Below are 26,632 nucleotides of genomic sequence, written 5' to 3'. Positions count from 1 at the left end.
TTCTGTTAAAATCATTTAAATGAACATCTTAACTTCAACTCTTATAGTTAATCTTATTAGGAGCTTCAAAAAAACTTGTCCCATAAGTCAAATCACGACTTACGGGACAAGCTTCCAACCATTTTGTTTATTTATAATCAATTACGCGAAGCTTAAATTGAAAAAGCAATGCGTCATTCATCCTGCTACTTCATAGAAGCTGGGATTTCTGCTAATATGATTATAATAAGAGCATCTATTTATTGATCGTTTTTAACTCATCAGACAAAAATAGTTGCAAATCTTTAAAAGTGATTACCCCTTCTATTAATAAAGGAAGTTCGCTTTTAATAAAACATGCCTTTTCACCATTTTCGTCTCCAAGACAATTGACAATCATATCAGCCTGACTTAAATCTTCATCTTTGGTATAGTCACTATATGTTGCAAGTACATGGCACCCCGCTGCTTTTGCTGCACTAATGCCAATATAAGAATCTTCAACTACTAGACATTCCGACGGTGTGATATTTATTTTCTTTAGCGCAGTATTGTATATTTCCGGATCTGGCTTTTTCTTGGAAACCATATCGCCTGCAAGAATCACACTAAATTCAATGCCTGCTAATCTACTATTTGCGATTGTATTGGCTACTTTTTCATTAGAAGTTGTACAAATACCAATTAAGATCCCAGCTTCATTTAATTCTTTCATAAATCTTTTAATTCCCGGACGCAAGGGAAGTGTATTAAGGATTTCAAGGAAAGCCTCTGTCTTTGTTTTGTGTAGGTTATGAATCAATTCATCTATATTTCGCGGGGTAGCGCCTTCATAATAGTTTTCGAAGTAATACCTAATCCTTTCCTTTCCTCCACCTATCTGAAGTAGTTTATGGTATAATTCTACATCCCACTCAATATCATATCCATGTTCAGTAAAGGCCATATTAAAAGCAACTCGATGTCCATCACGCTCAGTATCGATTATGACCCCGTCTTGATCAAACAATACTGCCTTAATCATTGAGCTCCCCCTCCAGTTAACATTTTATCGCTCTCGCAATTCTCCATCCCATATCTATCTGCACTCCCGAATAAATCAATCCATTTTTCTATGAGGGAAACAGTTGCCGCATAAGCCGTCTGGTCTAATTTTCCAGGATTATAATCATTCTGATGATTTTGTAGATAGTCATATGTACTATCAATTATGCAATGCTTTAAATCGGTCGAGACATTAAATTTTGCCCCACCCAATGAGATAAGCCGCTTAATCGTTTCTTCTGATAACCCTGTTCCTCCATGGATAACAAGGGGCGCTCTCATCTTATCACCATTAACCAGTTGTCCGATATGCTCCAATAGGGAGAAATCAATATTTGGAGTCTTTTGATACATCCCATGCGCTGTACCAATGGCAGGCGCAAATAAATCTACACCCGTTCTTTCTACAAATTCAAGCGCTTTATCTGGATCGCAAAGTTGGGCATCTTCTGCGTCAATCGAAATATCATCTTCGACTCCCATCACCGTTCCTAGCTCTCCTTCAACAGAAATTCCGCCGATTTTGTGGCAATAATCAACGATCTCTTTCGTTCTTTGAACATTAACTTCAAAATTTTCTAAGGAGGCGTCAATCATAATATTTGTATACCCTGCATCCGCACATCGTTTACAAAAATCTAAGTCTGTACAATGATCCAAATGAAGACAAATCGGAACAGGAGCATCTTTTGCTAAAGCGTTAAATGCAGCAGTTATAAGCTGAGGTGTTAAAAACTTTACTGTACCTACTGAAGTTTGAATAATCACAGGCGATTTCTTTTTCACCGCCGCCTCAATAACCGCTTTCATTTGTACAATACTAGTAATATTAAACGCACCTACTGTATATCCGTCCCTAGTTGCATTCTGTAGTATTTCCTTAGCATTAACGATTGCCATTAAAACTCTCCTCCTTACATAAATTTGTTAATTCCCGCTGATTAAATACCCATTGTGGGCTCCGTTTTTCTAAAACATCGACAATTCCTTGCATAGCATGTGTAGCCATACGCAATCTACATTCCTTCGTTAAAGCAGCGCTATGAGGTGTCATATAGACTCGGTCAAATTTATTTAATCCACAATTTTTCGGGTGAGGTTCATTTTCAAAAACATCTAAACCTACTCCTGATAACCATCCTTCTTCTAAAGCCTTTTCAAGATCTCTTTCATTAATAATCGAGCCCCTAGATGTATTAATTAGAATCGCATCTTTTTTCATTGCTATGATCGTGTCATAGTCGATGATCCCTTTCGTTTCAGGACTTAAAGGGATATGAACCGAAATAATATCAACAGCAGAAACAAATTCTTTTAAGTTTGTAAAGAACTTCACGTTGTTTGGTATAAGTTCTTGTGGAATAAATGGATCATAGATGCTAACCTCTATTCCAAACACCTTCGCGATTTCAAACATCGCTCGGCCTATTCTCCCAAATCCTAATAGTCCAAGTGTTTTTCCACTAAGATCAATGGCATGTGACCGATCACGTACCTTCCAGTTTCCTTGTTTTGTTTCCCGATCCAAGTTCAATAGGTTTTTAGATATCGCTAATATGAATGCCATTGTGTGTTCAGCAACAGATACACTATTTGCTTCGGGAGTATAGCAAACTGGGATACCTGCCTCACTTGCAGCTTCTATATCCACATTATCGACTCCGACCCCAGTACGCCCAATCACCTTAAGTGATCGTGCTGCAAATATGGTCTCTCGGCTTAATCGAGTTCCCGTCCGAACTAATAACCCATCAACACCGCTTATATATTTTCTAACTGTTTCATCGGATGGATCTGGAGAAAGAATAAATTCAAATCTGCTCCTTAATGGTTTGATCACTTGTTCGGGAATTGGCTGAGTTAAAAGTATTTTTTTCATATTAGCACCTTCTCTTGAAAACACTTATTAAGAATCTCCGCTTGTTCCCGAGTTAACCTCTGTAATGGACTTCTCGGTTCACCTCCATTAAATCCGGTAATATTCATAGCTTCCTTCACGCCTGCAACCCCAAATTTCCCCGACACTTTTTGATTAATGTCGAATATTTTAAAATGCAAATCTACACCGCTCTTTATATCACCTTCAAGAAAAGTTTGGTACAATTGAACGCTTAATTTCGGCAAATAGTTTGCTAATGAAACGATTCCCCCCGTAGCTCCATACATAAGTGCTGTGTAGAAAAAGTCAGCTGAACCTGCGAGTACGCTAAAATCATTAATATTTCTCGTAGCATTTAAGAAAGAAACAATACCAGAAGGCGAGCTATCCTTAATGCCTACGATATTAGGGTGTTCCGCTATTCTACGTAGTACATCAGCTTTAATATTTACATTAGATGCGAATCCAGGCGCGTTGTATACTAAAACTGGCAATGATGATTGTTCCGCGACTTCTAAGAAATATTTAATCATAATGTCATCTGTCACATTTTTAGCAAAATAATGTGGTGGCAAAACACTAACATAATCTACATCCAACTTGGCAACCTCATCAATAAAACGAACGGTTTCAATTACTGATTCCCGAGATGCTCCAACCATAATTGTTTGATTCTCTTTATTATTAACAAATACTTCCACAACCTTAAGCTGTTCCGCTTCTGATAGGCTCATAAATTCCCCATTACTACCAAGAGCTAAATAGCCTTTTACACCGGCATTGTTCATTTTACGAATATTTGATTCGAGCCAATCGTAACGAATGACATCGCCATCAAAGGGTGTAACTGCTGGTGCAAATACTCCGCTTAATTTATCTTTATTTTTCATAGTTTCCTCCTGTTCTATCGTTAGCAATATATGATTTTATAGCACTCATTTTTCATTTTTTCTTTATTCGCAGGTAAAATATTGGAATCCGTAAACAAAATGTCCACTTTTTCCGAAGGTAAAAAACGATACGGTCCATTTGCATTTATTTTCGAATGATCCGCAACGACATAAATTTGCTTAGCCGAAGAGACAATCGACTTCGCTATATCTGCGCTGTCTTCGTCTAATTTATAAACGCCCAAACCAGGTCTTATCGAATCGCAAGTAATAATTGCAAGATCCGAATAAAAATCCTTCATAAAATCAACGGCTTTCGCGCCGACGAAGTCCATATTTCTTTCGCGAAATTTTCCGCCAGTTACTAATAATTTAATATCTGGAGCATTATAGAGCTCTTCCATAATCCGTATCGAGCTTGTGGCGACGGTTAATTGTTTCTTTCGTTTTAATCGTTTTGCTAATAGCCAATTTGTCGTACCACTTTCTAAAGTGATCGTTGAACCATCTGGTATCATTTCGGCAACCCGATCAACAATTAGCTCTTTTTCTTTTAACATCCGCTCTGCTCTCTCTTTAAAATTTTTAGCAATATGCGGTGATTCTATAATTCTTCGAGCTCCACCGTGAGTACGTATTAGATTTCCTTCCTGTTCTAATTCCTCTAAATCTCTACGAATACTTACTTCTGAAATATTATGTTTAATCGAAAGCTCCTCAACACTAACTTCCTCCATAATTTCAAGATAAGATAGAATTTCAAGCTGTCGAAGTTTTTTCTTATTCAAAGAACTCCCTCTTTCCATTAATCCATGCACATTGATCACATCCTCATTCTTATATGCTTAATTTGAAGATATTCATATAATCCTTCAGGTCCGTGCTCATGACCAAAGCCACTATCAGACCATCCTCCATAAGGAGCATTAATGACCCCGGCGTCAACATTATTAATTGCAACATTGCCAGCATTAATTTCTTTTGATAGTTTATCAGATAAACGTAAGTTATTCGTATAAACAATCGCAGCGAGTCCATATGAGGTATCATTTGCTAAAGTAATTGCTTCTTCGATCGTATCATATGGCATGACTCCCACTGCCGGACCGAAAGTTTCTTCTTGCATAATAAGCATGTCATGATTTACATCACTAATCACAGTAGGGCAATAAAAATGACCCTTTTTATACATCTCACCTTCGGGACGTTTTCCTCCAGCTACAATTTTCGCCCCTTTGTTTACAGCATCTTCTACATGTTTAATCGTGGTTTGTAACCCTTTTTGTGTACACATTGGACCAAGATCATATTCTTCTGAGACCCCGTCATTGATCTTCAGCTTTTTCGTTTCCGCAGCAAATCTCTCAATAAATTGGCTATATATGCTTCGATCTACATAAATTCTGTTTATCGCTATACAAATTTGCCCCATATTTCTAAAGGATCTGCGTACTGCTCCCTTTACAGCCTCTTCTAAATCACTGTCGGCACAAACAATCATTGGTAAGCTGCCACCAAGTTCTAATGAAGCTTTCTTTAATGTTTTGGCTGATTCCATTAATACATTCTTCCCAACTTCAGTAGATCCAGTAAAAGCAACTTTTTTCACCAATGGGTTATTTAATAGTATTGGACCAATCGCCGAGCCTGAACCTGTCAAGGTGTTAATCACACCCGGATACACCCCTGCATCAATCATACATTTGACAAAGGCGCTTGGTGATAAAGGAGTTTCCGAAGGTAGCTTACAAACAATTGTACATCCGGAGGCTAATGCTGCGCCAACTTTCCATGCAAGTAGCTCGATTGGATAATTCCATGGTGAAATGGCTGCTGCAACCCCGATTGGTTGATAAATGACCCGACTTTCCATATTTTCCTCTGCATTTGGAATAATTCGCCCATATATGCGTTCACCCTCTTCAGCATAATAGCGCAAAATTTCCGCTCCTTTTTTAACTTCTCCAAAAGCTTCTTGAAATGATTTCCCTTGTTCTTTGGACATTAACCTTGCAATATCTTCAGCATTTTTCAGCACATTTAAGCTTGCTTTCCTAAGGATTTCACCTCTTTGAAAAGGTGTTAAAGCTGACCATGATTTGAAGGCGTCATCTGCAGCCGCTACTGCCCGTTCGACATCCCTCGCCGTAGACTTTGGCACGGTTGCAATTTTTTCTCCCGTTGCTGGGTTCAACACATCAAATGTCATTCCATCGCTCGAATGAGTCCATTCTCCGCCAATTAGTATTCTTTCTTGAATCATTTTTTCTTCTTTATTTTCTGTGAAAGTTCCCATTAAAATTTCACTCCATTTCGTCTTTTCTTCTGAATTGCTGCGCTAATCGTCAAGACGATAATCGCAAGAATATACGGATACATTTTTAATATGGATGGAGATAATCCGATTCCTTCAAGTTCAATTCTTATCCCTAATGCATCAGCAAAGCCAAACAGCAATGTAACGAGCCACGTTAATATTGGATGTGCTCCTCCGAAAATAACAGCGGTAAAAGCTGTAAAGCCTCGGCCTTGCACCATATTTGCACTAAATTCAGATACAATGCTTATTGATAAATGCGCACCTGCAAGACCACATAAAGCACCAGACCATAAAATCACAATAAACTTAACAAGCTCTGGTTTGATTCCTGCCGTTCTAGCAGCCTCTGGCATTTCACCAACACTACGTATGGAAAGACCAAACGAAGTCCGGAATAGAATAATCGCCGTGATTGCAACCATAATTAATGCAAAATAAGTTATCGGATGTTGGATTCCAATGGCTGGTCCTATAATAGGAATATCCTTTATCAATGGAATTTTAATCACTGACATTTTATTCATCACTTCTGGCCGGAAAGAGCCCGAAGCTCCAAAAAGGGTTTTTAATAAAAAGGTTGTAAGTCCCAAGCTCAACAGATTAATACCTATACTTGCGATGATATGATCTGCCTTAAAGTTGATGATGACGATCGCGAAAATCAAACTTATAAAAAGACCGGCTATCATCGCACCAACTAACCCAGCCCACATGCTTCCACCAGCAAACTGAATTGCGGCTATCCCTGAAAATGATCCAACAAGCATCATTCCTTCTAAACCAATATTAAAGACACCCGCCCGTTGGCATAATATCCCACCCAATGCGGCTAATAAAATTGGAGTCGCAATTCTGAATGTCGCCGCGAGAATATCTGCATTAAATAGTATGTTTCCCATCTTGTACTCCTCGTTTCATTTGCCATTTAAACGGCTTATAAAATTTTTTAATATAAGGGAAGACAAATTGAGCACTTACTGTAAGAATAATAATCGCCTGAACAATATCAATTACAGATGATGGTATATCTGTTACCCGTCCCATATTCAATGCTCCATTTCTAATCGCACCGAAAAAAAACGCTGAAAATAATACACCAATCGGATTATTGCTCGCAAGGAGAGAAACGACAATCCCATCAAATCCCAAGCCAGAATTAAATCCACCCGGGAGACGATGATGCACCCCCATTACTTCAACTGCTCCGGCAAGTCCGCCGATTGCACCGCTCATTAGCATAACAGTAATAATCACCTTTTTTGAATTGATTCCACTATAGTTAGCCAAAAACGGGTTAGACCCAACGATCTTCATTTCAAATCCACTTTTCGTTCTATATAGAATAAAAACGAATACCACAGCCAATATAATCCCTATATATAATCCATAATTTGCGGCAGATGGCGCTAGCGCCTCTATTCTCGGAAGCCAAAAAGATTCGGGTAAAATATCACTAGACGCTGAATTTCCTGTGGAACCTGAACCGCGCATCGGCCCCAATACTAGATAATCTGTTAAATAGATTGCGACAAAATTAAGGAGTAAGGTTGAAACTACCTCGTTTGTCCCCCAAAGAACTTTAAGTTTACCTGGTATCCAAGCGAATAATGCTCCCGCAATCCCAGCAGCAAAAATAGCTAAAGGAATCCCCACTATTGAGGGCAGATGGCTAAATTTAAGACCAATAAAAGTGGCTGCGATTGCACCGAGATAAAGTTGTCCATCAACGCCGAGATTAAACACCTGGGTTCTAAATGCAACACATACCGCAAGTCCGGTAAGTATGAGAGGGATTGTCCAGCGAATGGTTCCTCCAAAGTCCATCGTAATTCCCCGTATAAGCCCCTTGCCAACAGCAAAAACATCATATCCCGATATAGCTAAAAAGATTGAAGATAAACAGAGTGCTATCGTTATAATCATTATTTGCTTTAAAAGGGAACGAGCTGTACTTTTTAACATATGTTGTAAATGGTGATTGCTCATATTACACTCCTATCCAGTGTCGTTTCAACAGCCCCTCCGGTCATGTATAAACCAATATCTGTTTCCGTTGCAGCTCCGGCTTCGAAGACACCTGAAATCTTACCTTCATACATAACGATTATTCGATCTGAAAGTGACATTATTTCGTCCAACTCAGCCGAAACGAGAATGATTGACTTTCCTTTATCTCGTAAATCGAGCAATTGCCGGTGGATATACTCTATTGCTCCAATATCCACACCACGGGTAGGCTGAGAAGCAATCAATACATCGGGATCTGACTCCATTTCCCGTGCGATAATTACCTTCTGAATGTTCCCCCCAGATAAAGTTCCCAGTTCATATTTCACATCAGGTACCTTAACTGAGAATCTTCTAGCTAAATCGGTAGCAAACTGTTCGATCCTTTTTTTGCTTAGTATGCCAAATCGAGAAAATGGCCGCCTATTATATTTGTTTAATATTAAGTTATCTTCAATTGAACAAGTGGGCGCCCCGCCTACTTTTAACCTATCTTCATGCACATGTCCTAGTCCCATATTTCTTCGTTCCCGAATACTTAAACGTTCAATGCTCTTTCCTTTAAACATTACCTTACCTTTTTGACTAGGTAACATCCCGGCAATTGCCTCGATAAGTTCCGTTTGTCCATTTCCTTCTACACCAGCAATTCCAATAATTTCTCCATTATTCAAGCCAAAACTGACACCCTTTACCGCAGGAAGTCCACGTTCATTTAAGACATGTAAGTCTTCTACGCGAAACACTTCCTCCCCAGGTTTATACGGCAAGCGACTTAACTTTAAATCTACTTCTCTTCCTACAAGGAGTTTAGTTAGCTCATTTTCATTCGTTTCTGAAGTATTAACGACTCCAGTGACGATCCCTTTTCGCATAACGGTAATCCTTGATGTAATAGAGAGAACTTCCTTTAATTTATGAGTAATTAGTATGATTGAGCATCCTTGCTTGCGAAGGTTTTCAAGAATTATTAATAGATCTTTAATTTCTGGAGGTGTTAACACAGCTGTCGGTTCATCTAAAATTAATAATTTAGCTCCGCGATATAAAGCTTTAATAATTTCAATTCTCTGCCGTTGTCCTACCGAAAGTTGATATACTTTAGCGTCTAAATCAACATGGAGGTTATACTTCTCGATAATAGTTTTAATTTTTTTGATCGCAATAGCTTTATCAATGAGAAGATTTTTTTTGGGAGCACTTCCGAGAATAATATTTTCCAAGACTGTGAGGGAAGGCACCAGCATAAAATGCTGGTGGACCATCCCTATCCCCATAGAAAGTGCACTAAGAGGTGAATCAATACTTACTTCTTTTCCGTAAAGAAGAATTTTTCCGGAATCAGGCTTTTGTAGTCCGTATAGAATATTCATTAGTGTAGACTTTCCGGCCCCGTTTTCGCCCAAAAATCCATGAATCTCTTGTTCTTTGACAATTAAGCTTACATTGTCATTTGCTAAAACTCCTGGGAATTGTTTAGTGATATTGAGCATCTCGACTGCATTTGCCATCATTAACCATTCCTTTGCTTTTTTTTCTCATCTCGCTCCATTAAAATTTTTACTGCCTCCGAAGCTGCCCGACATGCCTTTTCCTCCCCGCCATTGTCTCCCCAACGATCAAGTACGCGATTAGATATAACAGATAGCACGGCTCCCATTCGCATATTATGTAAATAACCAACAACATACTGACCGGCTGTATCCATATCAATATTCGTCACGTTTGATGCTTGTAAATCTGGAATAATATCATCTGCCCATGATGGCCAATATCCATCTTCAGAAAGAGGTCTACCTTGTCCTAAATAAAATGATCCCGCTGTATATACCAAGCCATAACCATATTTATATCCTAGTCTTTCGCATGCTTCTGCTAATGCCGACACAACCTCTGGATTTGCGAACGCGGGAAATTCTGGCTCAACATAAAGATTAGAAGTACCATCTTTTCTTACAGCTGCTACTGGTATAATCAAATCACCCAAGTCAAAATCAGCCACGATACAACCAGTAGTCCCTACCCTAATACATGTGTGGGCACCAAGTGTATTTAATTCATGAATGGCAATTTCAGCACTTGGACATCCGATACCCGTTGAAGTAGCCGCAATCGGAACCCCTTCATAAGTCCCTCGTACGGTTTTATATTCTCGATAATTAGCAACCTCGACATGATCATCCCATTGTTCTGCAATTTTTAACGTTCGTTCTGGTGCCCCTGGTAATAGGACATAGCCTGGAACATCTCCCTCTTTGAGTCGAATATGGTATACTGCTTCTCCTTCTGTTGGCGCACTTGCTTTATTAATTGTCGTCATTTTTATCTCTCCCTTTTTTTAATTGCTTCCTTGTATACGCTTCCAATTCGGTGTTTGTGTGTCAAACTCTACGGAAATTTCACCTGATTTCATTTTTGCTTCTAAATCCTTTACTAAAGTAATTGCTTCCTTCATTTTTTCTGTATGACCAGTACTTTCATTTGCAAAGCGCTCAAAAGCATCATGCGGTAAATAATATCCATTATTTGTAATATCCATAATTCCATGTTCGCCGGCAGGAAATTTCCCATCAATTAGCAGGTTCACCGCTTCATATACGTTTTGACCAAAACTAATCCCTGCATACCCATAGAAACCGTCTTTATACATTTCATAATTATCTGCCACATCCCCACTAACGAGTATTCCAGCCTCTTTAGCTGCCTCGATAATACCTAGTTGGCTTTTTCCAGCATTAGCTTGAATAACGTCAACGCCTTTATTGATCATTGCCGCGGCTATTTCCTTCGCCTTTGCGGGATCTTCATAACTACCTACATAAGCAAACTCAACTGAACATTCGGAGCAGCTATCTTTAACTCCTCTCATAAATCCATTCCCTTCAGCGTTCGGTGTTGGTTCTTCATCTCCAATAATAATTCCGACTTTTTTTGTCTCTGAAAGCTGGGATGCTAATGCACCGAGCATATAAAATGCGGTTTCACCATGAAATTCCGTATCCCAGACATTATCATATTTTTCACCATCAACATTGATAAATTGGAATATCGCTGCAAAGTTTGTATCTGGATATTCTTCCGCTACGACCTTCGTAGCTTCACTCATTGGAGGAAACGATGTAATAATGAGATCATAGCCTTCCCTAGCCATCGCACGAAGATCCTCTTCATGAGCAGCTGGATTATCAGACTCCAATTTTTTTATGTCAATCCCAAAATCTTCGGCCGCCTTATCCGCACCTATCCCCATATCATCGGTTGGTCCTTTATCGCCAAAACGTTGATTCACAACAAGGGCTACTTTTGGATTTTCATTATCTGATTCACTAGTATTAGAAGCTTTAGTGCCACTATTATTGGTTTTATTACCACACCCGGCAGAAATCAATAATAAGATTACAAGAATCATAGGAAGAAACAGTCGTTTGCCTCTTTTCATCTTTTTCCCTCCATCTATTAAATAATTTAATTAGCGTTCAATTAGTATTCCCGGCCCATTTCCCTCAACCCACGCAAATACTTCCCATATATTCCCGATAATATCCTTGAAATATACCGCCCTTGCTCCAAATGGAAATGTTTTAGGCGGTGCAATGCATTCAACTCCTCTTCCTATTAATTCTTCATGCAATTCATCAACATCTTTTATTGTTGGGACATTGATCGCCATCATAAAGTGATGTCCAATAGCACCGAGATGTTCTTTTTTTACTGCATGATATACGCCATCAACTTGCCATAATGAAAGGCTCGTTCCTTGAAAAAGAAACTCAACATATCCTGGCTGCCTTCTCCTAATCTCAAATCCCATTTTTTCTGTATAAAATTGAACAGCCTCTTCAAGATCCGGAACATAAAAACAAATATCATTTAACTTGGTCAACATGTTTAAATCCGCCATTTTATCTTTCTCCTTTAAATACCCGCCTCGTCAAGACGCTTTATTTGTTCCTTACTTAAGTTGACATCGCAAGCATTCATATTTTCGATAATATGCGCTCTACTATTTGCCGAAATAAGTGGTAGCGCTCGCATTTTGTTTTGCATTGCCCATGCAAGTACAACTTGATTAATGCTAGCTCCTGTTTCTTCTGTTACCGCCCTTAAAACCTTCATTCTTTCATCAGAATCAGGACCAATATATTCAGTTGGAATCTGTTTATCCATTCGTGAATATGCCCCACTTAATAATGTTTGATAACACATGAAGGTCATATTATTTTCGTGTACATAATCAAGTAAATCTTCTGTCGCGTGCATTCTCGTATCATCAGGACCATCGAAGGGCGTTCCTAATTTTGGACGCAAATAAGTATACCGATATTGCGCGAAGGTAAATTCAGGATAACCTTTTTGTTCACTTATTTGTTTTGCTTCCGCAACCCGGTAGCTCCGATGATTACTTATACCAACATGCCTTATTTTCCCTTGTCTTTGTAAGATGTCCAGCGCTTCTAATGTTTCCTCCATTGGTGTATGTAAATCTTCTCGATGAACAAAATAAAGATCAATCGTATCAATTTTTAATCTTCTTAAACTTTTTTCACATTCCCTTAATATCAAATCTTTTTGTAATCCGGAAGGGACATCCTTCATACCAAGTCCCACCTTGGTAGATATAAATAATTCGTTCCTATTTTTCCTTTGGGACATCCACTTTCCTATTAACTCTTCTGATTCACCACCTTCGAAGCCATCTAACCATGATACATACATATTAGCTGTATCGATAAAATTCCCGCCATAGTCTATATAGCAATCCATTATTTCCATGGACGTTTTAGCATCAGTAGTCGTGTTGAAATACATCGTTCCGAGAGCCATCCCGCTCACTTTCTCTCCTGTTTTAGATAATTCAATCTGCCTCATAGTCTCCTCCTTTATTTACCGTTAAATGCATCCTCAGGAATAGCAGCTGCAATTCTTTCACTTGTTGCTTGAACCTCTCCAATAATGTCTGCCTCATTCACCGTTAATACTTTTCGGTCACGAACAATCGCTTCACCATTAATAAAAACACTCTCGACATCTCTTCCCGTAACATTAAATGCAAGTAAAGATAACACATTATTATGAGCATTCATTCTTAATGGTCGTAAATGTGGTTCGGAAGTGTTAATAACAATAAAGTCGGCATCTTTTCCTGGTGAAATCGTCCCCAATCTCTCTTCCATTCCGAAAACCTTTGCACCATTAATCGTCGCCATTTCTAGTGCCTGTCTCGCCTGGAGTGTTCTGATTCCTTTATTAATTGTATGCAATAATACAATCCCTTTTATTTCACGGAACATGTCATTGCTGTTATTCCATAACGCTCCATCGGTTCCGAGTGCAGTCACAACACCGGCTGTTAAAAATTCGGGAATCGGTGCGATTCCGTCAGCGATTTTCATTTCGCAAAGAGGAGTATTAACAACTTTAACCCCTGCTTCCTTCATAAAATCAATTTCATAATTATCAATATAAATGGCGTGCGACCCGATCAACTTTTCGGATAAAATGCCCCTTTCATACAGAAATGCAACTGGCGTTTTATCAAATGTCTCTTTACATTTATTTACCCGCCATGTCGTTTCAGCAAGATGTTGAGTGACTAAAATATTCTTTTCCGATGCCATTGAAAATATTTTCTCTAATAACCCCTCATCAAAATCCTCTTCCGATATACTTCCCAACACTGGAATAAGTCCATTTTTCTCACATTCCTGTTGGAATTTTAGAAGTTGTTCATCCGTGATTAATTGATATGGCTTCATAAAGTCTGGTCTTACATCCTCTGCTAGCGCCCCCTTAATTCCTGTTTGTGCCATCGCAGTAACCGAATCGATTCCAAGGCTCCAATACATATTTTCCATCATAAAAGTTGTTCCAGATTTTAATGCTTCAATGTAAGTAAGTTGTCTGGAATAATAACGGTCACGATCACTTAATAAATCATAAAGAAAATTGTAAGGTGCAAATCTTTCATTTTGCTCAAGAAGCGTTAAATCATCGGCAATTCCTCTTGCTACCGTCATATCACCGTGGCAGTGCCCGTTGATTAATCCAGGACATATCATTTTACCTGTTGCATCAAAATACTCCTTCCCTTCACTCGGATGGATTTTTCCTTTCTTCACCACTTCAATTTTCCCATTTGAAATTCCAAGCGAACCGATGAACGGTGTAGAATTAGGCTCCATTGTAATGATAATTCCGTTATCAACAACTAAATCAAAACTCATATGCTCACCTTATCAAAAGATTCCTTTCTATCTAGGATTCCTATCAGTTCTAGTCCAGCTTGTAATAGAGGAGCGACCATTTTCTGATTGATTACTTCACAATAAATTCTCACTAAAGGTTCCGTTCCTGATACTCTTACCATTAACCAACCTAAATTCCCTAGTTTATATTTATACCCATCTGTTGTATCAACTCCGTTTACTGGAAATCCGCAAATTTCTTTTGGAAATGCTAAAGAGAGTGTTTCCAATGCACGGTTTCTCTCTTCCTCGGTACAAACTTTATCAATTCTCCGATAATAAAAATTTGCTCCTAATTTTTCGAATAGCATCTGTACCAGTTCTGATGGGGTTTTCCCCGTTTTAACCATAAACTCTAAAAACAATAGATTTCCTAAAATGCCATCACGTTCAGGAATATTATTACGAAATGCGTATCCACCACTTTCTTCACAACCGATAATAGCGCTTTCATTTATAAATGCATTAGCTACATATTTAAATCCTACTGGCGTTTCTATTAATGATACATCGTATACAGCCGCCAACCTATCTAGCATCGATGACATATTTACAGTCTTGATAATTGCCCCTCTTTCATTTTTATATTCGAGCATATAATACGTTAATAATGATGCAACCCGAAGCTGGTCAATGTATTCACCGTTCTCGTCTCCTATCCCTTGACGATCGGCATCACCATCATTGATAAATAAAATATCCCCCTTTTCCTCTAGCAATCTCTTCATTCCCTCATCAATATTTGGATGAATTGGTTCTGGACGCTCCATATTAGGGAAAATTGGATTGCGTTCATTATGTACCTCAATGATTTGATTACTGCCTCCACCCAATAAACGCGGATACCAACCGGCAGCATTTCCCCACATCACATCACAAACTATCTTTTTTCCTGCATTTTTCAAAGCTTCCAAATCAACGATTGTCTTAATATGTTTAATATAAGCATCATCAGGATCCCAAATTTCAATGACCCCTTCCTTACACCCCTTATAAAACTCACATATCTTTACTCCCGTAACTAAATCTGGAATAAAAGCTTCTATCTCACTAAGATCCACTGGTGGTATAGCAGCACCACGTGAATCTCTTACTTTAAATCCGTTATCCTCGGGCGGGTTATGACTTGCAGTAATATTGATGGCGCCTGCCGCTTGTCTTTCGACTACGGTATAACTTATAACAGGTGTCGGTGTATTTCTGCATGTAAACCAAACTTTTATACCATTTCCAGCTAAAACTTCCGCGCTGGCTCGTGCAAATAAATCGGAATTAAATCGCTGATCGTATCCAATTACTACTCCTTTTTCGGAAATGCCTTTATGTTTTAAAAATAAAGCAAAACCTTGGGCTGCCCTTCTGACATTATCAAATGTAAACGTCTCCGCTATTTTTCCTCGCCATCCATCTGTCCCAAAAGAAATTCTTTCGCTAGCGATCATTTCTTCACCTTTCTCTCTATAAAATTACACAATTCATAAAATAATGTTTATTTCGAAAGTTATAAACAGATTTTATATTCGTTTTTATCATTTGTCAATGATATATTTTGACTCTTTCAAAAAAATTTAAAAGCGAATTAGAAAGTGCACAAATGGAAAATATTTAAAAGGAAAAGCGCTAGCGCCCGTTTAGCGACGTAAAAACTACGGCAACTGACCATAGACGTGGCAACCTGAGTCGACGATTCTTAAAGGAAATACGGCGAAGAATGAGCCGATGTTGACTTATCGCAGGGAGAAGTTTTCTAGCCGCTGAGCGACTGGAGCTAGACAAGAATATGCTACTTCAACATGAAAACAACGAATAATTTATACTTTTTTTCAACAAAAAACCCGGTACCATTTTCAGTACCGGGTTCCAACCATTTAATTCAATCCCAAATGATCCTTTAATCGAGCTTGAACACTTGCACGCTCATCTTGGGGAACGATGTAATACCAGACGCCACCAATTGTTGAACCACTTCCATCAATTTGGAATTGTTCAATATTATGACGAGCATCCGCATAATTTTTCTGAATATCTTTCATTTCATCAAATGTAATGTTTGTTTCCACATTATTACTCAACGCTTTAAGAATATCATCATATTTCCAAAGTGCTGAAATATTGGCACCTTTATTCATAACCCCTTGAATAACTTGACGTTGACGCATTTGTCGACCAAAATCACCACGCGAGTCTTCATAGCGCATACGTGCATAACTTAATGCTTCCGTACCATTTAAGTTTAAATTACCCACTGCAAAATGATGACCATCTTGAGTGAAATCAAGGTCATTATTTACCGTAATTCCTCCAACCGAATCAACGATATCTTTAAAACCTTCCATATTCATTTTTACATAATAATCAATCGGAATATCAAGGAATTTCTCCACCGTGTTCATCGACATTTCTACTCCGCCAAAAGCATAGGCATGGTTAATTTTATCTTCTGCCCCTCTACCGACAATCTCCACGCGTGTATCACGCGGAATACTTAACATTTCCATTGATTTTTTCTCTGGATTTACTGTAATAACGATCATTGTATCAGAACGTCCCTTGTCGCCAGGTCGCTCATCCACACCAAGCATAAGGACCGAAAATGGCTCTTTCTTATTTAGTTTTAATTCGGACGAACGCTTTACTGCAGGTGTTCGGTCGATTGGACTATGGACAGATGTTGCCGCCTTATTTAAATTATGATAAATCGAATATCCATACGCAACGACCCCAGCGACAAGCACGAGTAAGACTGTTAAAAATATTTTTAATCCTCTTTTTTTCTTCTTTTTTGGTTTAAAACGTGCCATTTTCCTTTTCCACTCCCCTAATATAGTACGACCTATCCTCTTATATAGACGCTTGCTCTTAATAAAGGTTTCAATTATTCTTACAAAATTCTACATAGTAAATGAACATACCTTTTATTATAGCGAATCCCCCGTCCTATTTTCAACAAAATTCGCAATTTGGGGATATCTACCTTAGTAAATCTTGCCTTCGCAACCTAAAAAGAGGCTGTTCATCAACAGCCCCTCATTCTCATTATGACTTTTTAATTTTTGTTAATTCCTTATTCAGCGCAAATATTACTTGTTCTGTAAACATGTCCTCTGCCATTGAAGCAATAAAGTCAACTTGCATCCCTTGTGCCATACCGTACATCGGATGTTCTGTGAAATCACCTAAATATTTTTTAAGCACTGCCTTTGCTTCTTCATTTTCCATCAACTCATTAAACGTGCAGCGAGTTGAAAAAACATCATCCGTTATATGAAGCTCTTCTACTTCCACATCGCTTAGATCTGGCATTTCAAACCAGTTGGCGACTACTCCCCCTGTATCTTCTTCAGGAGCTTTGTAACTAGGATTCGGTTCAGCCACTTTATTAAATCTTGCAACATCCTCAATCGTTGCACCGGCTTGGTTAGAAGTTACCTTCATTTCATTTATGCCGTTTTGCAATTTAATATTGTCAAAAATAAAGATTCTATCATTACTTGTTTTTGATGCAACTTCTGTGCCATTTACAAATAAGGTCACTTCCGTACAGTTTGAATACACTTTTATAGAAATTTCCTCGTCGGCACGATCAATAAATCGCTTGCTGGCAATATGAACAAATTTTTCATCGGACCAATTTGCTTTGTACATATAGAAGGCATCTTTTTTAATTTTACGATCGTAAGTGATCAGTCCCTTATTATTTCGGCCCTTCACTCCGCCCTCGTCACGAATATTGGCACCGAAGTCAAACATATTCCATACATACGTTGACCATAAATATGGTCGTTCAGAGAAGATCTTCCACACCTTTTCATGGTATAACGCATGGTATTCTTCCGTATAATCTTTTACCTTCGGATCATTGCTATGATATTGTAAAATCCCTTCTGCCCCATATTCAGAAATACCTACTTTTACTTGCGGATTTGTTTCATGGAATCCATCAAGCCAGCCGGCAAAATCTTCCGCTTTCCCTTGATACCAGCCATAATATTTATTGTAGCCAACAATATCCGTCATATAATTGTATTCATCTTTATCCGGCACAAACATAACATTGGCCATCGTTGTTAAGCGAGTAGGATCTTCTTTTTTTGTCAATTCATTTAATTCTTTTACAAGCTTTCGTAGTTCAGGTCTTTCGCCACTAATTTGGATTTCATTTTGAATGCCCCAGAACATAATCGACGGGTGATTAAAGTTTTGGCGAATCAGTTCGATCATTTGCTGTTTCGCGTTGATTCCTTCTAACTCCGTTTTCGACATCACTGAGATGAATGGAATTTCAGCCCATACGACCATTCCTTCTTGGTCACATAGATCATAAAAATATTGATCATGCTGATAATGTGCCAAGCGAATCGAAGTAGCTCCTACTTCTTTAATCAATTCCATATCTTCTTTATGTTCTTTTGGCGTAATCGCCCACCCCATGTCTTTGCGATCTTGGTGTCTTGAAACGCCATTTAATCTTAACGGCTCCCCGTTAAGGAAAAAGCCTTTGTCAGCATCCACTTCAAAATATCGAACACCAAATGGAATCGAAAGCTCATCCACCATATCATTAAAGCTTGTCATCGATAGATTTGCTTTGTACATATGCGGATTTTTGAGGCCATTCCATAAAATTGGGTTCTCCATTTCGATCGGAAGCTCAACGACTTGCGTTTCTCCTGCCGCAAGGATCACTTCCTTTGCTGCGTATGCAATATGATTGCTTGATCCATCAAGAATATCGACCCAAAGCCTTACTTTCTTATCTTCTTCATGATCATTCACGAGTCGTGATTTGATCGTTAATTTCGCTGCTTCATTAGAAACCTCTTCTTGAACGATATACACACCTTGTGAACCATAATCCATTAAATCAAAGTGAACAGGATTGGCGATCACGACATTCACATCGCGATAAATTCCCCCGTAAAATGTGAAATCAGCCATTTGTGGATACACATCATCCACAACCGTATTATCAACTTTTACCGTAAGTAGATTTTTTGCACCGAATGTGACGACATCAGTGATATCGAAGCGAAACGTTGAATAACCGCCACGATGCTGACCCATATGCTGACCATTTACGTACACATCTGTAATGCTGTTTGCCCCTTCAAATTCAATAAATACTTTATTCCCTTGTGCTAACAAATCCACACTGAATTCTTTACGATACCAGCAAGCTCCTTTGTAAAAGTCAAAACCGTTCGCTCCGTCAATCGCATTCCACGTATGCGGGATATTCACTTCTTGCCAATGTTCATCCGTATACGCTTTTTCGATTGCCCGTTCTTCATCTTGCCTTATAAATTTCCAATCGTCGTTAATATTTATCTTTTTACGCATAAATCTTCCTCCTACTATCGGAATGATTTGTATATCTTGTTAGATTACCCAGCTTCATCTTATAATATCGAACATGTTATTAATCGCATAAATTTGATATAATTAGCATAAAACTTGCTTTTTTTTATGAAAATGAAGGAGTGTCTTTTCATGAATTTTAGTGACTATTATAAAAAATGCTATACCCTTCATTCCATAACAAAAATGGACGTACGACTACTGAATGAGCAAGGCAAGCCAAAACTAGAACTAGTTGAACATCATATACCAGCGGTGCTTTCTGATGTAGAGGAAGAATATGATTCCATCTTGCGTATTCTTCAAAAGAACGATCCTCATAGTTATTACTATTATATCAATTCTTATGGGCTTGAATTTATCGCGACGGGAATATGGAAAAATAGCTCCATTCATGGTTTTATGCTCATAGGGCCCTTTCTTTCAAGCATTCCAGGCACTATTTTTATGAGTGAACTTCTGTACAAAAACAAGCTGCCGGTTAGTGAGCGCCATCAGCTTCATCAATTTTATCAATCATTAACAATTATAAGCAGCAATGATTCACGTAAAATAGGGCATTTACTTGTAAATATTTGCGCGCACCCACATATTGATTCACAGCTAATCATTTCCGATGTGAAACCCCAGGAAAGAAATAAAGAACACGAAAAGAGAGATCGAAATGAAAATCAGCAAGTGATCGAACTAAGATATAAGTTGGAGAAAAAACTCATTCATCTCATTAAAAAAGGAGATAAATCAGGGGTATCAAAAATATTAAAACAAGCAAATAGTTTGTTCACCCTTTCAGATCGAATACCCGAAAGCCCAATCAGATCAGCAAAAAATTTATTATTAGTGTTGAATACAATCTGTCGAATCGCTGCTGAACAAGGAGGCGTTCATCCCGTTCATGTTCATACGATTTCTGAAAAATATGCGATTTTAATTGAAAGAGCACCGAATCTTCCCGATCTACAAAAGCTTTTTTCGATTATGGTTAATGACTATTGTGATACGGTTATAAAACGATCTAAAAGTCAATATAGCTTACTCATCAAAAAAGCAACCGAATATATCGATTTGCATTTGGAAGAGCCTTTAACGCTCCAATATATTGCGACTATTTTGCACGTGACCCCTTCGCATTTATCACGCACATTTAAAGAAGATACAAACATGAGCATCATCGACTATATTAATGATAAAAGAATCGAAGAAGCGAAACTATATTTACATCAAGGCGACATTTCCATTACAGAAATTGCCTTCATGGTCGGGTACAACGATCCAAACTATTTTAGCCGAACCTTTAAAAAGGTTACTTCGCTGACGCCGTCACAATATATCAAAATGAACGGGGAGTAAATCTTTCTTTTTCAGGATAATTGCACGAGTTTAAGGGTGAATTGCACGACTTTCGTTGACCAACGCGCATAATGAAATGACTTGATGCACCCGAAGATAGGGGTGCACCAAGTCATTTATAATATTCTGAGGGGGTTCTTCCCGTAATTGATTTAAACACTTGGCTAAAATACGTTGGATTTTGATAGCCAACCATTTCGCTAATCTCATAGACTAAATAATTTTTTTCTTTCAGTTTTTCCTTTGCCTTTTCAATTCGATATGTATTTAAATAAGTGACAAATGTTTCTCCAGTAACCTTTTTGAATAGTTGCGACAAATAATTTCGATTGACGAATAAGGAATCAGCAATTTCGGCTAAAGTAATTTCCTGATCATAATAATTTTGAACGTATTCAATGACTTCTCGGATTAATTTATGACTCTTTTTGCCTGTTAGTTCTTCTTTTAACTTTTCGCACCATGCTTCAAGTTTCTCCCTCATCCAATCGACCAATTGTTTAGATGTAGTCATTCGATAAATATCAGTGACATACATTAACATTCCCTCCTGATTCGAATCATGCTCCTGCATCATAATTGAACTGATGAGACTGACACATATATTTTGAGCTATAAATAAAGTCGGCTTTTTTTCAATGAGCAGTGAATACTCTATTTTTTCCCACTGTTCCATGAGTTGCTCGTATTCTTTTTGTGTAATCATATCGGTAATTTCTTTTAATATATCAAGTGGGTATTGGATCGTTTGTAATTGTTCTTCTCCTTCTACCTTTTTATACGTATATACTTTGTTTATTTCTTCATATTCAGCTACTTCTAATGCTTTTTGACTTTTAATATATGAATCGGTTAGTTGATGAATCCCTTCCTTTACTTCGCCAATCCCAATCACTAATGATAGTTTTAAAATGAGCAAAATATTATCGATAATTCGTTCTGATAAGTGAGTACATAATTGTTCCAACGGATGCTGCGAATCGTTCGCAATGAAAATGAGTAAAAACGTCGTTTCCGAATAATCTACTACATGTATATCGAAGACATCGGCATAATCGTTTTCTTCAACCGTTTCCTTAATAATATTACTCACACCAAATTTCATTAATTGCCATTCTCTTTCTTTTTCTCTCGTTAAATATGGTGAGCGGATAAGAGAAATGCTACCCACGATCATCTTTGCGTGTTGTGGAATATTTAACAGTTCCAGCTTTTCAGTTGGAATCGTTAACGGCTTATATTTCGCTTGTAAAATCTCGCGAAAAAAAGAATCTCTTAGTTGTGGAAGATAATTATTCATTTGTTCATTATAATGTTTGAAAAGCTTTTTCTGCTTTTTTTGAACATCGATATCTGTAATGACATCACGAATCACAGCTTCGATTTCTGAAATAACAGATGGCTTTAAAAGGAAATACTGCACACCGTATTTCATCGCTTGACGGGCATTATTAAAATCATCATACCCGCTATGAATAATGATGAAAATATCTGGATATTGTTCCCTTAATTTTTCAATTAGCTGAAGGCCATTCATATTAGGCATATAAATATCTGTAATGACGATATCAGGCTGCTTTATCTTAATCTTTGCTAATGCTTCCTCGCCGTCTGTTGCTGTTTCTTCGACAACCGTATGTAGCTTTTCCCAAGGAACATGATCACGTAAACCTGCAATAACATTTCGATCATCATCAACAAGTAAAACTGTTTTCACACTACCCTTCCTCTCTTAGCTCTTTCATAATTGGAAGATGAATGCGTACCGCCGTCCCACCTTGAGGATGGTTAAACACCTTTACACCATAGTTTTCACCATAATAAAGCTTAATTCGTTCTTGAATATTTTTGATCCCTACGCCCTCTGAATCTGTCATACTCCAATTTCCAGGCACCCCAATCCCATTATCGATCAGATCGATGATCATCTCCCCTTCTTCATATTTAGCAACAATCCGAAGGGAAATCTCTTTTGGTGTAACATTTGGGAAGCCGTGCTTCATACTATTTTCAATAAACGGCTGAAGGATCACTTTGGGAACGTATACATCTTTCAATGTCGCAGGAACTCTCACAACATAATTAATTGATGTTCGTAAGCGTGCATTTTGTATATTAATATAACATTGAGCATGCTCAAGCTCATCCCTTAAGCGAATAAATGTGTTCCCGCCACTAAGTCCGATCCGAAACATTTTGCTCAGCTGATTAACCATATAACTAATATCATCTGCCTGATAATCTAAGGCGCGCCAATGGATCATATCCAATGTATTGTATAAAAAATGCGGTACGATTTGATTTTGCAACGTTCTAATTTCAGCTTCACGCTTCGCTTTATTTTTCCGCTCAATTTCATGCATCGACTCGTCTAGTTTTAATGTCATATGATTAAAATTCAACGCTAATGTTTTATATTCTTCGATGAAATGGGGCTGGACGCGAACTTGAAAATTTCCCTTTTCAACCTCCTTCATCCCTTCAATAATTTTTTTAATCGGTCTAAACAGCTTTTTAGCGAAAATATACGCAATTGGAATCGATAATAGCAAACTAATAATCGCTAAAACGAGGACAAATAAACCGATTTTTTTCATTTCCTTATATAAAGAATCAACCGGAATAAGATGAACGAGGCGCCACTGCTCCTTACTTGGCTTTGAAATCATAAATAAATATTGCTTATGATCCTGTTTAATGAGCTGGGCTTCATTTGATAGTTGGAAAAACGGACTCTTCAATAAATCAAATTTCCCATCTGGTTTAAAAGCAATGACTTGCCTAAGTACCTCCATATTTGCCTCTGTGTTAATTTCACCAATCACCCTGCCCCCACCATCTAATAATAGAAGTGGCTCATCCATATCGTAAAATGGCTTTTGATCGGAAATATAATCAAACAGCGTATCAGCTAAAACATTCACCTTAATATATCCGATTGTTTTTCCTTGCTCATTCAACAGACGATGAATATAACTGACGAAATATTGCTCGCCTTTTAAAGACTTATGTCTTGGAGTCCAGCCACTATCCGCCCTTTTAAATAGGCCAAACCATGGCTCATTTTCTAATTCTGTTAATGAATAGACATGGCTACTTTCCACCCTCGGGAATGGATCATATCGATCCGTATATAATTCAATCGAATAAATCCCTCTTTTGAAACTGGCTACATCATTCATCAACTTTGTTAAATTTCGTTGTTCGACAATCGCCTCATATGTACTAATCTCATTATGTAAAAAAGTTTCCTTTACACCTCGATTTGTAACGATGTACACTCCCGCATCACTCACACTCGTAATAAAAGAAGAAACTTTCTTCATGCTTTCATTTACTAATGTGAGCCTCGCCTTACTAATTTCTTTTGAAGTGACCTCAAAATACTTTTCGTACGATAATAAACTAACACTCGCTAAAAACAATGCATTAATCGTAACAAAGCTGACGACGATGATTGTTAGTAATTTTTTAGTCATTCATGAACATTCCCTCATAATACATCTTTCTTCTATCATGGATGGAAAATCGCAAATATTCAACCGGTTCAGGTTAAACATTTGCGATTCTGCGATTGGTAGTTTCATCCTTTTACACCTGTCGTCGCAATTCCTTCGACAATTTGCCGTTGAAAAAAGAAAAAGAGAATCATAATTGGCAATAGCGATAAAACGGACATCGCAAAAACAGCTCCCCACGAAGATTGACCTTGTGCATCTAAAAATAAGCGCAATCCTAATGGGACGGTGAAATTAGAAACAGTATTCAAATATAATATTTGGCTAAAAAAGTCATCCCACGTCCAAATGAAAGTAAAGATAGCCGTTGTTAATAATGCAGGTAATGAAAGCGGAATAATAATTCGATAAAAGATTTGCACTGGACCACATCCATCAATGATCGCACTTTCATCCAATTCTTTTGGAATACCTCTGAAAAATTGGACCATCAGGAAAATGAAAAATCCATCTGTTGCAAGCAACTTAGGAATTGTTAAAGGTAAAAATGTATCAATCCAATTTAACTTATGAAAAATCGCATACTGCGGCACCAATGTCACATGGGACGGAAGCATAATCGTCACGAGCATTAACGCAAACCATAATTTTTTTAATGGAAAATCCATGCGCGCAAACACATAAGCAGCCATTGAACATGTAATGACATTTCCAATTACGGCAATGATACTAATAAGAAAGGAGTTCTTAAAAAACACACCAAATGTAACATCACGAACGACATTCCATCCTTTTGAATAGTTTTCAAGCGTCCACTCTTTTGGCCAAAGCGTTGGATCGGAAAAAATTAAATACTCCGGCTTTAATGAGCTCGATATCATCCAAACGACTGGATAAAGCATAAGAAGTCCAAATGCGAGAATGAATAAATGAATGATTAATTTTCGTATGTTGAATGTTTGAGTCATTAGGACTTCCCTCCATATTCATAATGCACCCAGTACCGTGATGATAAAAAGATGATAGCTGTCAACACAGATAAGACGATTAATAAAATCCACGCCATGGCTGACGCATATCCCATTTCAAAATAAGAGAATCCTTTTTGATATAAATATAATGTGTAAAACAAAGTAGAATTCGCTGGACCACCCGTTCCTTCACTGACAATATAAGCAGATGTAAATACTTGCAATGATTTGATTAATACCATGACCAAGTTAAATAAAATGACAGGGGTTAATAATGGTAGGGTAATATTTTTAAGTTTCATAAATGAATTGGCGCCATCGACGTCGGCAGCTTCATATAATTCATTTGGAATTTGCTTTAATCCAGCTAAAAAGATCACCATTGATGATCCGAACTGCCAAGTAGCTAACGCAATCAACGTATAAATTGCATAATTAGGATGTGATACCCATCCTTTTCCGGCAATCCCGAAAAAGGCTAAAAAATCATTAATAATTCCGTTCATCCCAAAAATATTTTTCCATAATAAAGCAATCGCTACACTTCCGCCTAGTAAGGAAGGAATATAATAAATCGTTCGATAAAGGCCGATGCCACGCAACCCTTTATTCAATAAAATGGCTACGAGTAATGCGGCGATAAGCTGCATTGGTACACCGATTAACACGAATTTCAATGTGACTTTCACTGAACTAATAAACTTTCGATCTTGCATCATCTCTATATAATTTTGCATTCCTACCCATTTAGGCGAGGTGAGCAAATCATATTCGGTAAAGGATAAATAAAATGAACTAATCATCGGTCCTAACACTAATCCTAAAAACCCAATGAGCCATGGTAGTAAAAATAAATAGGCAATCAAATAGTTCTTTCTCTTCTGGAGCACTGTTTCCACTCTCCTCTATCATTTGTTGCAACCTACGTTAAACCCAGATGTTGATTGACGCTCCAAGCACTTCGCTTTCCGCGGGGCGAGTGGCAAGCCTCGGGCCAACAAGATGTTGGTCACGAAGCCATTTCCACAAATTGTGGTGACTTTAGGCTTCGTTCCTTAAAATACGCCTTGCGGAGTCTTGCCTAGCTCACGTCTCCCGCAGGACATTGAATAAGCTTCCCGAACTTGCACC

At 37.9% G+C, this 26,632-nt stretch carries 22 protein-coding genes; 1 reads left to right on the top strand and 21 read right to left on the bottom strand.

Features of this window, described 5'->3' with window-relative positions; all coding sequences use genetic code 11:
• Window positions 1-235: 235 nt before the first annotated feature.
• From KHA95_RS09085 to KHA95_RS09005, 17 genes are all read right to left on the bottom strand, one after another.
• On the bottom strand, window positions 236-1,003 hold the full coding sequence (locus tag KHA95_RS09085; RefSeq protein WP_213137181.1) for an HAD-IA family hydrolase: 768 nt from the start codon (window positions 1,001-1,003) through the stop codon (window positions 236-238).
• Window positions 1,000-1,923, bottom strand: coding sequence for a class II fructose-bisphosphate aldolase (locus KHA95_RS09080; protein WP_213137180.1), 924 nt, complete (start codon window positions 1,921-1,923; stop codon window positions 1,000-1,002). The genes KHA95_RS09085 and KHA95_RS09080 overlap by 4 nt, the downstream gene beginning before the upstream one ends.
• On the bottom strand, window positions 1,910-2,902 hold the full coding sequence (locus KHA95_RS09075) for a hydroxyacid dehydrogenase (RefSeq protein WP_213137179.1): 993 nt from the start codon (window positions 2,900-2,902) through the stop codon (window positions 1,910-1,912). The genes KHA95_RS09080 and KHA95_RS09075 overlap by 14 nt, the downstream gene beginning before the upstream one ends.
• Window positions 2,899-3,792 (bottom strand): dihydrodipicolinate synthase family protein, encoded by an 894-nt coding sequence (locus tag KHA95_RS09070; RefSeq protein WP_213137178.1) that lies wholly within the window; start codon window positions 3,790-3,792, stop codon window positions 2,899-2,901. The genes KHA95_RS09075 and KHA95_RS09070 overlap by 4 nt, the downstream gene beginning before the upstream one ends.
• Before the next feature lie 20 nt (window positions 3,793-3,812).
• Window positions 3,813-4,580 (bottom strand): DeoR/GlpR family DNA-binding transcription regulator, encoded by a 768-nt coding sequence (locus tag KHA95_RS09065; protein WP_213137177.1) that lies wholly within the window; start codon window positions 4,578-4,580, stop codon window positions 3,813-3,815.
• A 35-nt stretch (window positions 4,581-4,615) separates the two neighbouring features.
• Entirely contained in the window at window positions 4,616-6,088 is a 1,473-nt protein-coding gene (locus KHA95_RS09060; RefSeq protein ID WP_213137176.1) for an NAD-dependent succinate-semialdehyde dehydrogenase, read from the bottom strand.
• Window positions 6,088-7,011: an ABC transporter permease gene (locus tag KHA95_RS09055; RefSeq protein ID WP_213137175.1), complete on the bottom strand. Its 924-nt coding sequence runs from the start codon at window positions 7,009-7,011 to the stop codon at window positions 6,088-6,090. The genes KHA95_RS09060 and KHA95_RS09055 overlap by 1 nt, the downstream gene beginning before the upstream one ends.
• Complete coding sequence (locus tag KHA95_RS09050) at window positions 6,992-8,098, bottom strand: ABC transporter permease (RefSeq protein ID WP_213137174.1); 1,107 nt, start codon at window positions 8,096-8,098, stop codon at window positions 6,992-6,994. Before KHA95_RS09050 ends, KHA95_RS09055 begins: the two co-directional genes overlap by 20 nt.
• Complete coding sequence (locus KHA95_RS09045) at window positions 8,095-9,630, bottom strand: ABC transporter ATP-binding protein (protein WP_213137173.1); 1,536 nt, start codon at window positions 9,628-9,630, stop codon at window positions 8,095-8,097. The genes KHA95_RS09050 and KHA95_RS09045 overlap by 4 nt, the downstream gene beginning before the upstream one ends.
• 2 nt (window positions 9,631-9,632) lie before the next feature.
• Window positions 9,633-10,439 (bottom strand): nucleoside phosphorylase, encoded by an 807-nt coding sequence (locus KHA95_RS09040; protein WP_213137172.1) that lies wholly within the window; start codon window positions 10,437-10,439, stop codon window positions 9,633-9,635.
• Between the two features lie 18 nt (window positions 10,440-10,457).
• Window positions 10,458-11,558, bottom strand: a complete 1,101-nt coding sequence (locus KHA95_RS09035) for a BMP family ABC transporter substrate-binding protein (RefSeq protein WP_213137171.1) — start codon at window positions 11,556-11,558, stop codon at window positions 10,458-10,460.
• Window positions 11,559-11,588: 30 nt separating this feature from the next.
• Window positions 11,589-12,020 carry a VOC family protein gene (locus tag KHA95_RS09030; protein WP_213137170.1) on the bottom strand — a complete coding sequence of 144 codons (432 nt, stop codon included), beginning with the start codon at window positions 12,018-12,020 and terminating at the stop codon, window positions 11,589-11,591.
• A gap of 14 nt (window positions 12,021-12,034) precedes the next feature.
• A complete protein-coding gene (locus KHA95_RS09025; protein ID WP_213137169.1) occupies window positions 12,035-12,988 on the bottom strand; it encodes an aldo/keto reductase in 954 nt (317 codons plus the stop codon).
• An 11-nt stretch (window positions 12,989-12,999) separates the two neighbouring features.
• The gene (locus KHA95_RS09020; protein WP_213137168.1) at window positions 13,000-14,343 is read right to left on the bottom strand and encodes an amidohydrolase family protein; all 1,344 of its coding nucleotides are present in this window, start codon (window positions 14,341-14,343) and stop codon (window positions 13,000-13,002) included.
• Entirely contained in the window at window positions 14,340-15,806 is a 1,467-nt protein-coding gene (locus KHA95_RS09015; protein WP_213137167.1) for a phosphoglucomutase/phosphomannomutase family protein, read from the bottom strand. Before KHA95_RS09015 ends, KHA95_RS09020 begins: the two co-directional genes overlap by 4 nt.
• Before the next feature lie 426 nt (window positions 15,807-16,232).
• Window positions 16,233-17,165, bottom strand: a complete 933-nt coding sequence (tagU, locus tag KHA95_RS09010) for a polyisoprenyl-teichoic acid--peptidoglycan teichoic acid transferase TagU (RefSeq protein ID WP_213137166.1) — start codon at window positions 17,163-17,165, stop codon at window positions 16,233-16,235.
• Window positions 17,166-17,400: 235 nt separating this feature from the next.
• Complete coding sequence (locus tag KHA95_RS09005; RefSeq protein ID WP_213137165.1) at window positions 17,401-19,704, bottom strand: glycoside hydrolase family 2 protein; 2,304 nt, start codon at window positions 19,702-19,704, stop codon at window positions 17,401-17,403.
• A gap of 150 nt (window positions 19,705-19,854) precedes the next feature.
• On the opposite strand from KHA95_RS09005, the gene KHA95_RS09000 reads away from it, so the two are divergent.
• Complete coding sequence (locus KHA95_RS09000; RefSeq protein ID WP_213137164.1) at window positions 19,855-21,072, top strand: helix-turn-helix domain-containing protein; 1,218 nt, start codon at window positions 19,855-19,857, stop codon at window positions 21,070-21,072.
• Between the two features lie 112 nt (window positions 21,073-21,184).
• On the opposite strand, the gene KHA95_RS23255 is transcribed toward KHA95_RS09000, so the two are convergent.
• From KHA95_RS23255 to KHA95_RS08980, 4 genes are all read right to left on the bottom strand, one after another.
• Window positions 21,185-22,789 (bottom strand): response regulator, encoded by a 1,605-nt coding sequence (locus tag KHA95_RS23255; RefSeq protein ID WP_213137163.1) that lies wholly within the window; start codon window positions 22,787-22,789, stop codon window positions 21,185-21,187.
• A 1-nt stretch (window position 22,790) separates the two neighbouring features.
• Complete coding sequence (locus KHA95_RS08990) at window positions 22,791-24,551, bottom strand: cache domain-containing sensor histidine kinase (protein ID WP_213137162.1); 1,761 nt, start codon at window positions 24,549-24,551, stop codon at window positions 22,791-22,793.
• A 104-nt stretch (window positions 24,552-24,655) separates the two neighbouring features.
• On the bottom strand, window positions 24,656-25,498 hold the full coding sequence (locus tag KHA95_RS08985) for a carbohydrate ABC transporter permease (protein ID WP_213137161.1): 843 nt from the start codon (window positions 25,496-25,498) through the stop codon (window positions 24,656-24,658).
• Window positions 25,498-26,391, bottom strand: a complete 894-nt coding sequence (locus KHA95_RS08980) for a carbohydrate ABC transporter permease (protein WP_349305454.1) — start codon at window positions 26,389-26,391, stop codon at window positions 25,498-25,500. The genes KHA95_RS08985 and KHA95_RS08980 overlap by 1 nt, the downstream gene beginning before the upstream one ends.
• Between the last annotated feature and the right edge of the window lie 241 nt (window positions 26,392-26,632).

Source organism: Bacillus sp. FJAT-50079 (assembly GCF_018343515.1).
Lineage (GTDB): Bacteria > Bacillota > Bacilli > Bacillales > Bacillaceae_C > Lederbergia.
This window is presented reverse-complemented; position numbering and strand designations above follow the sequence as displayed.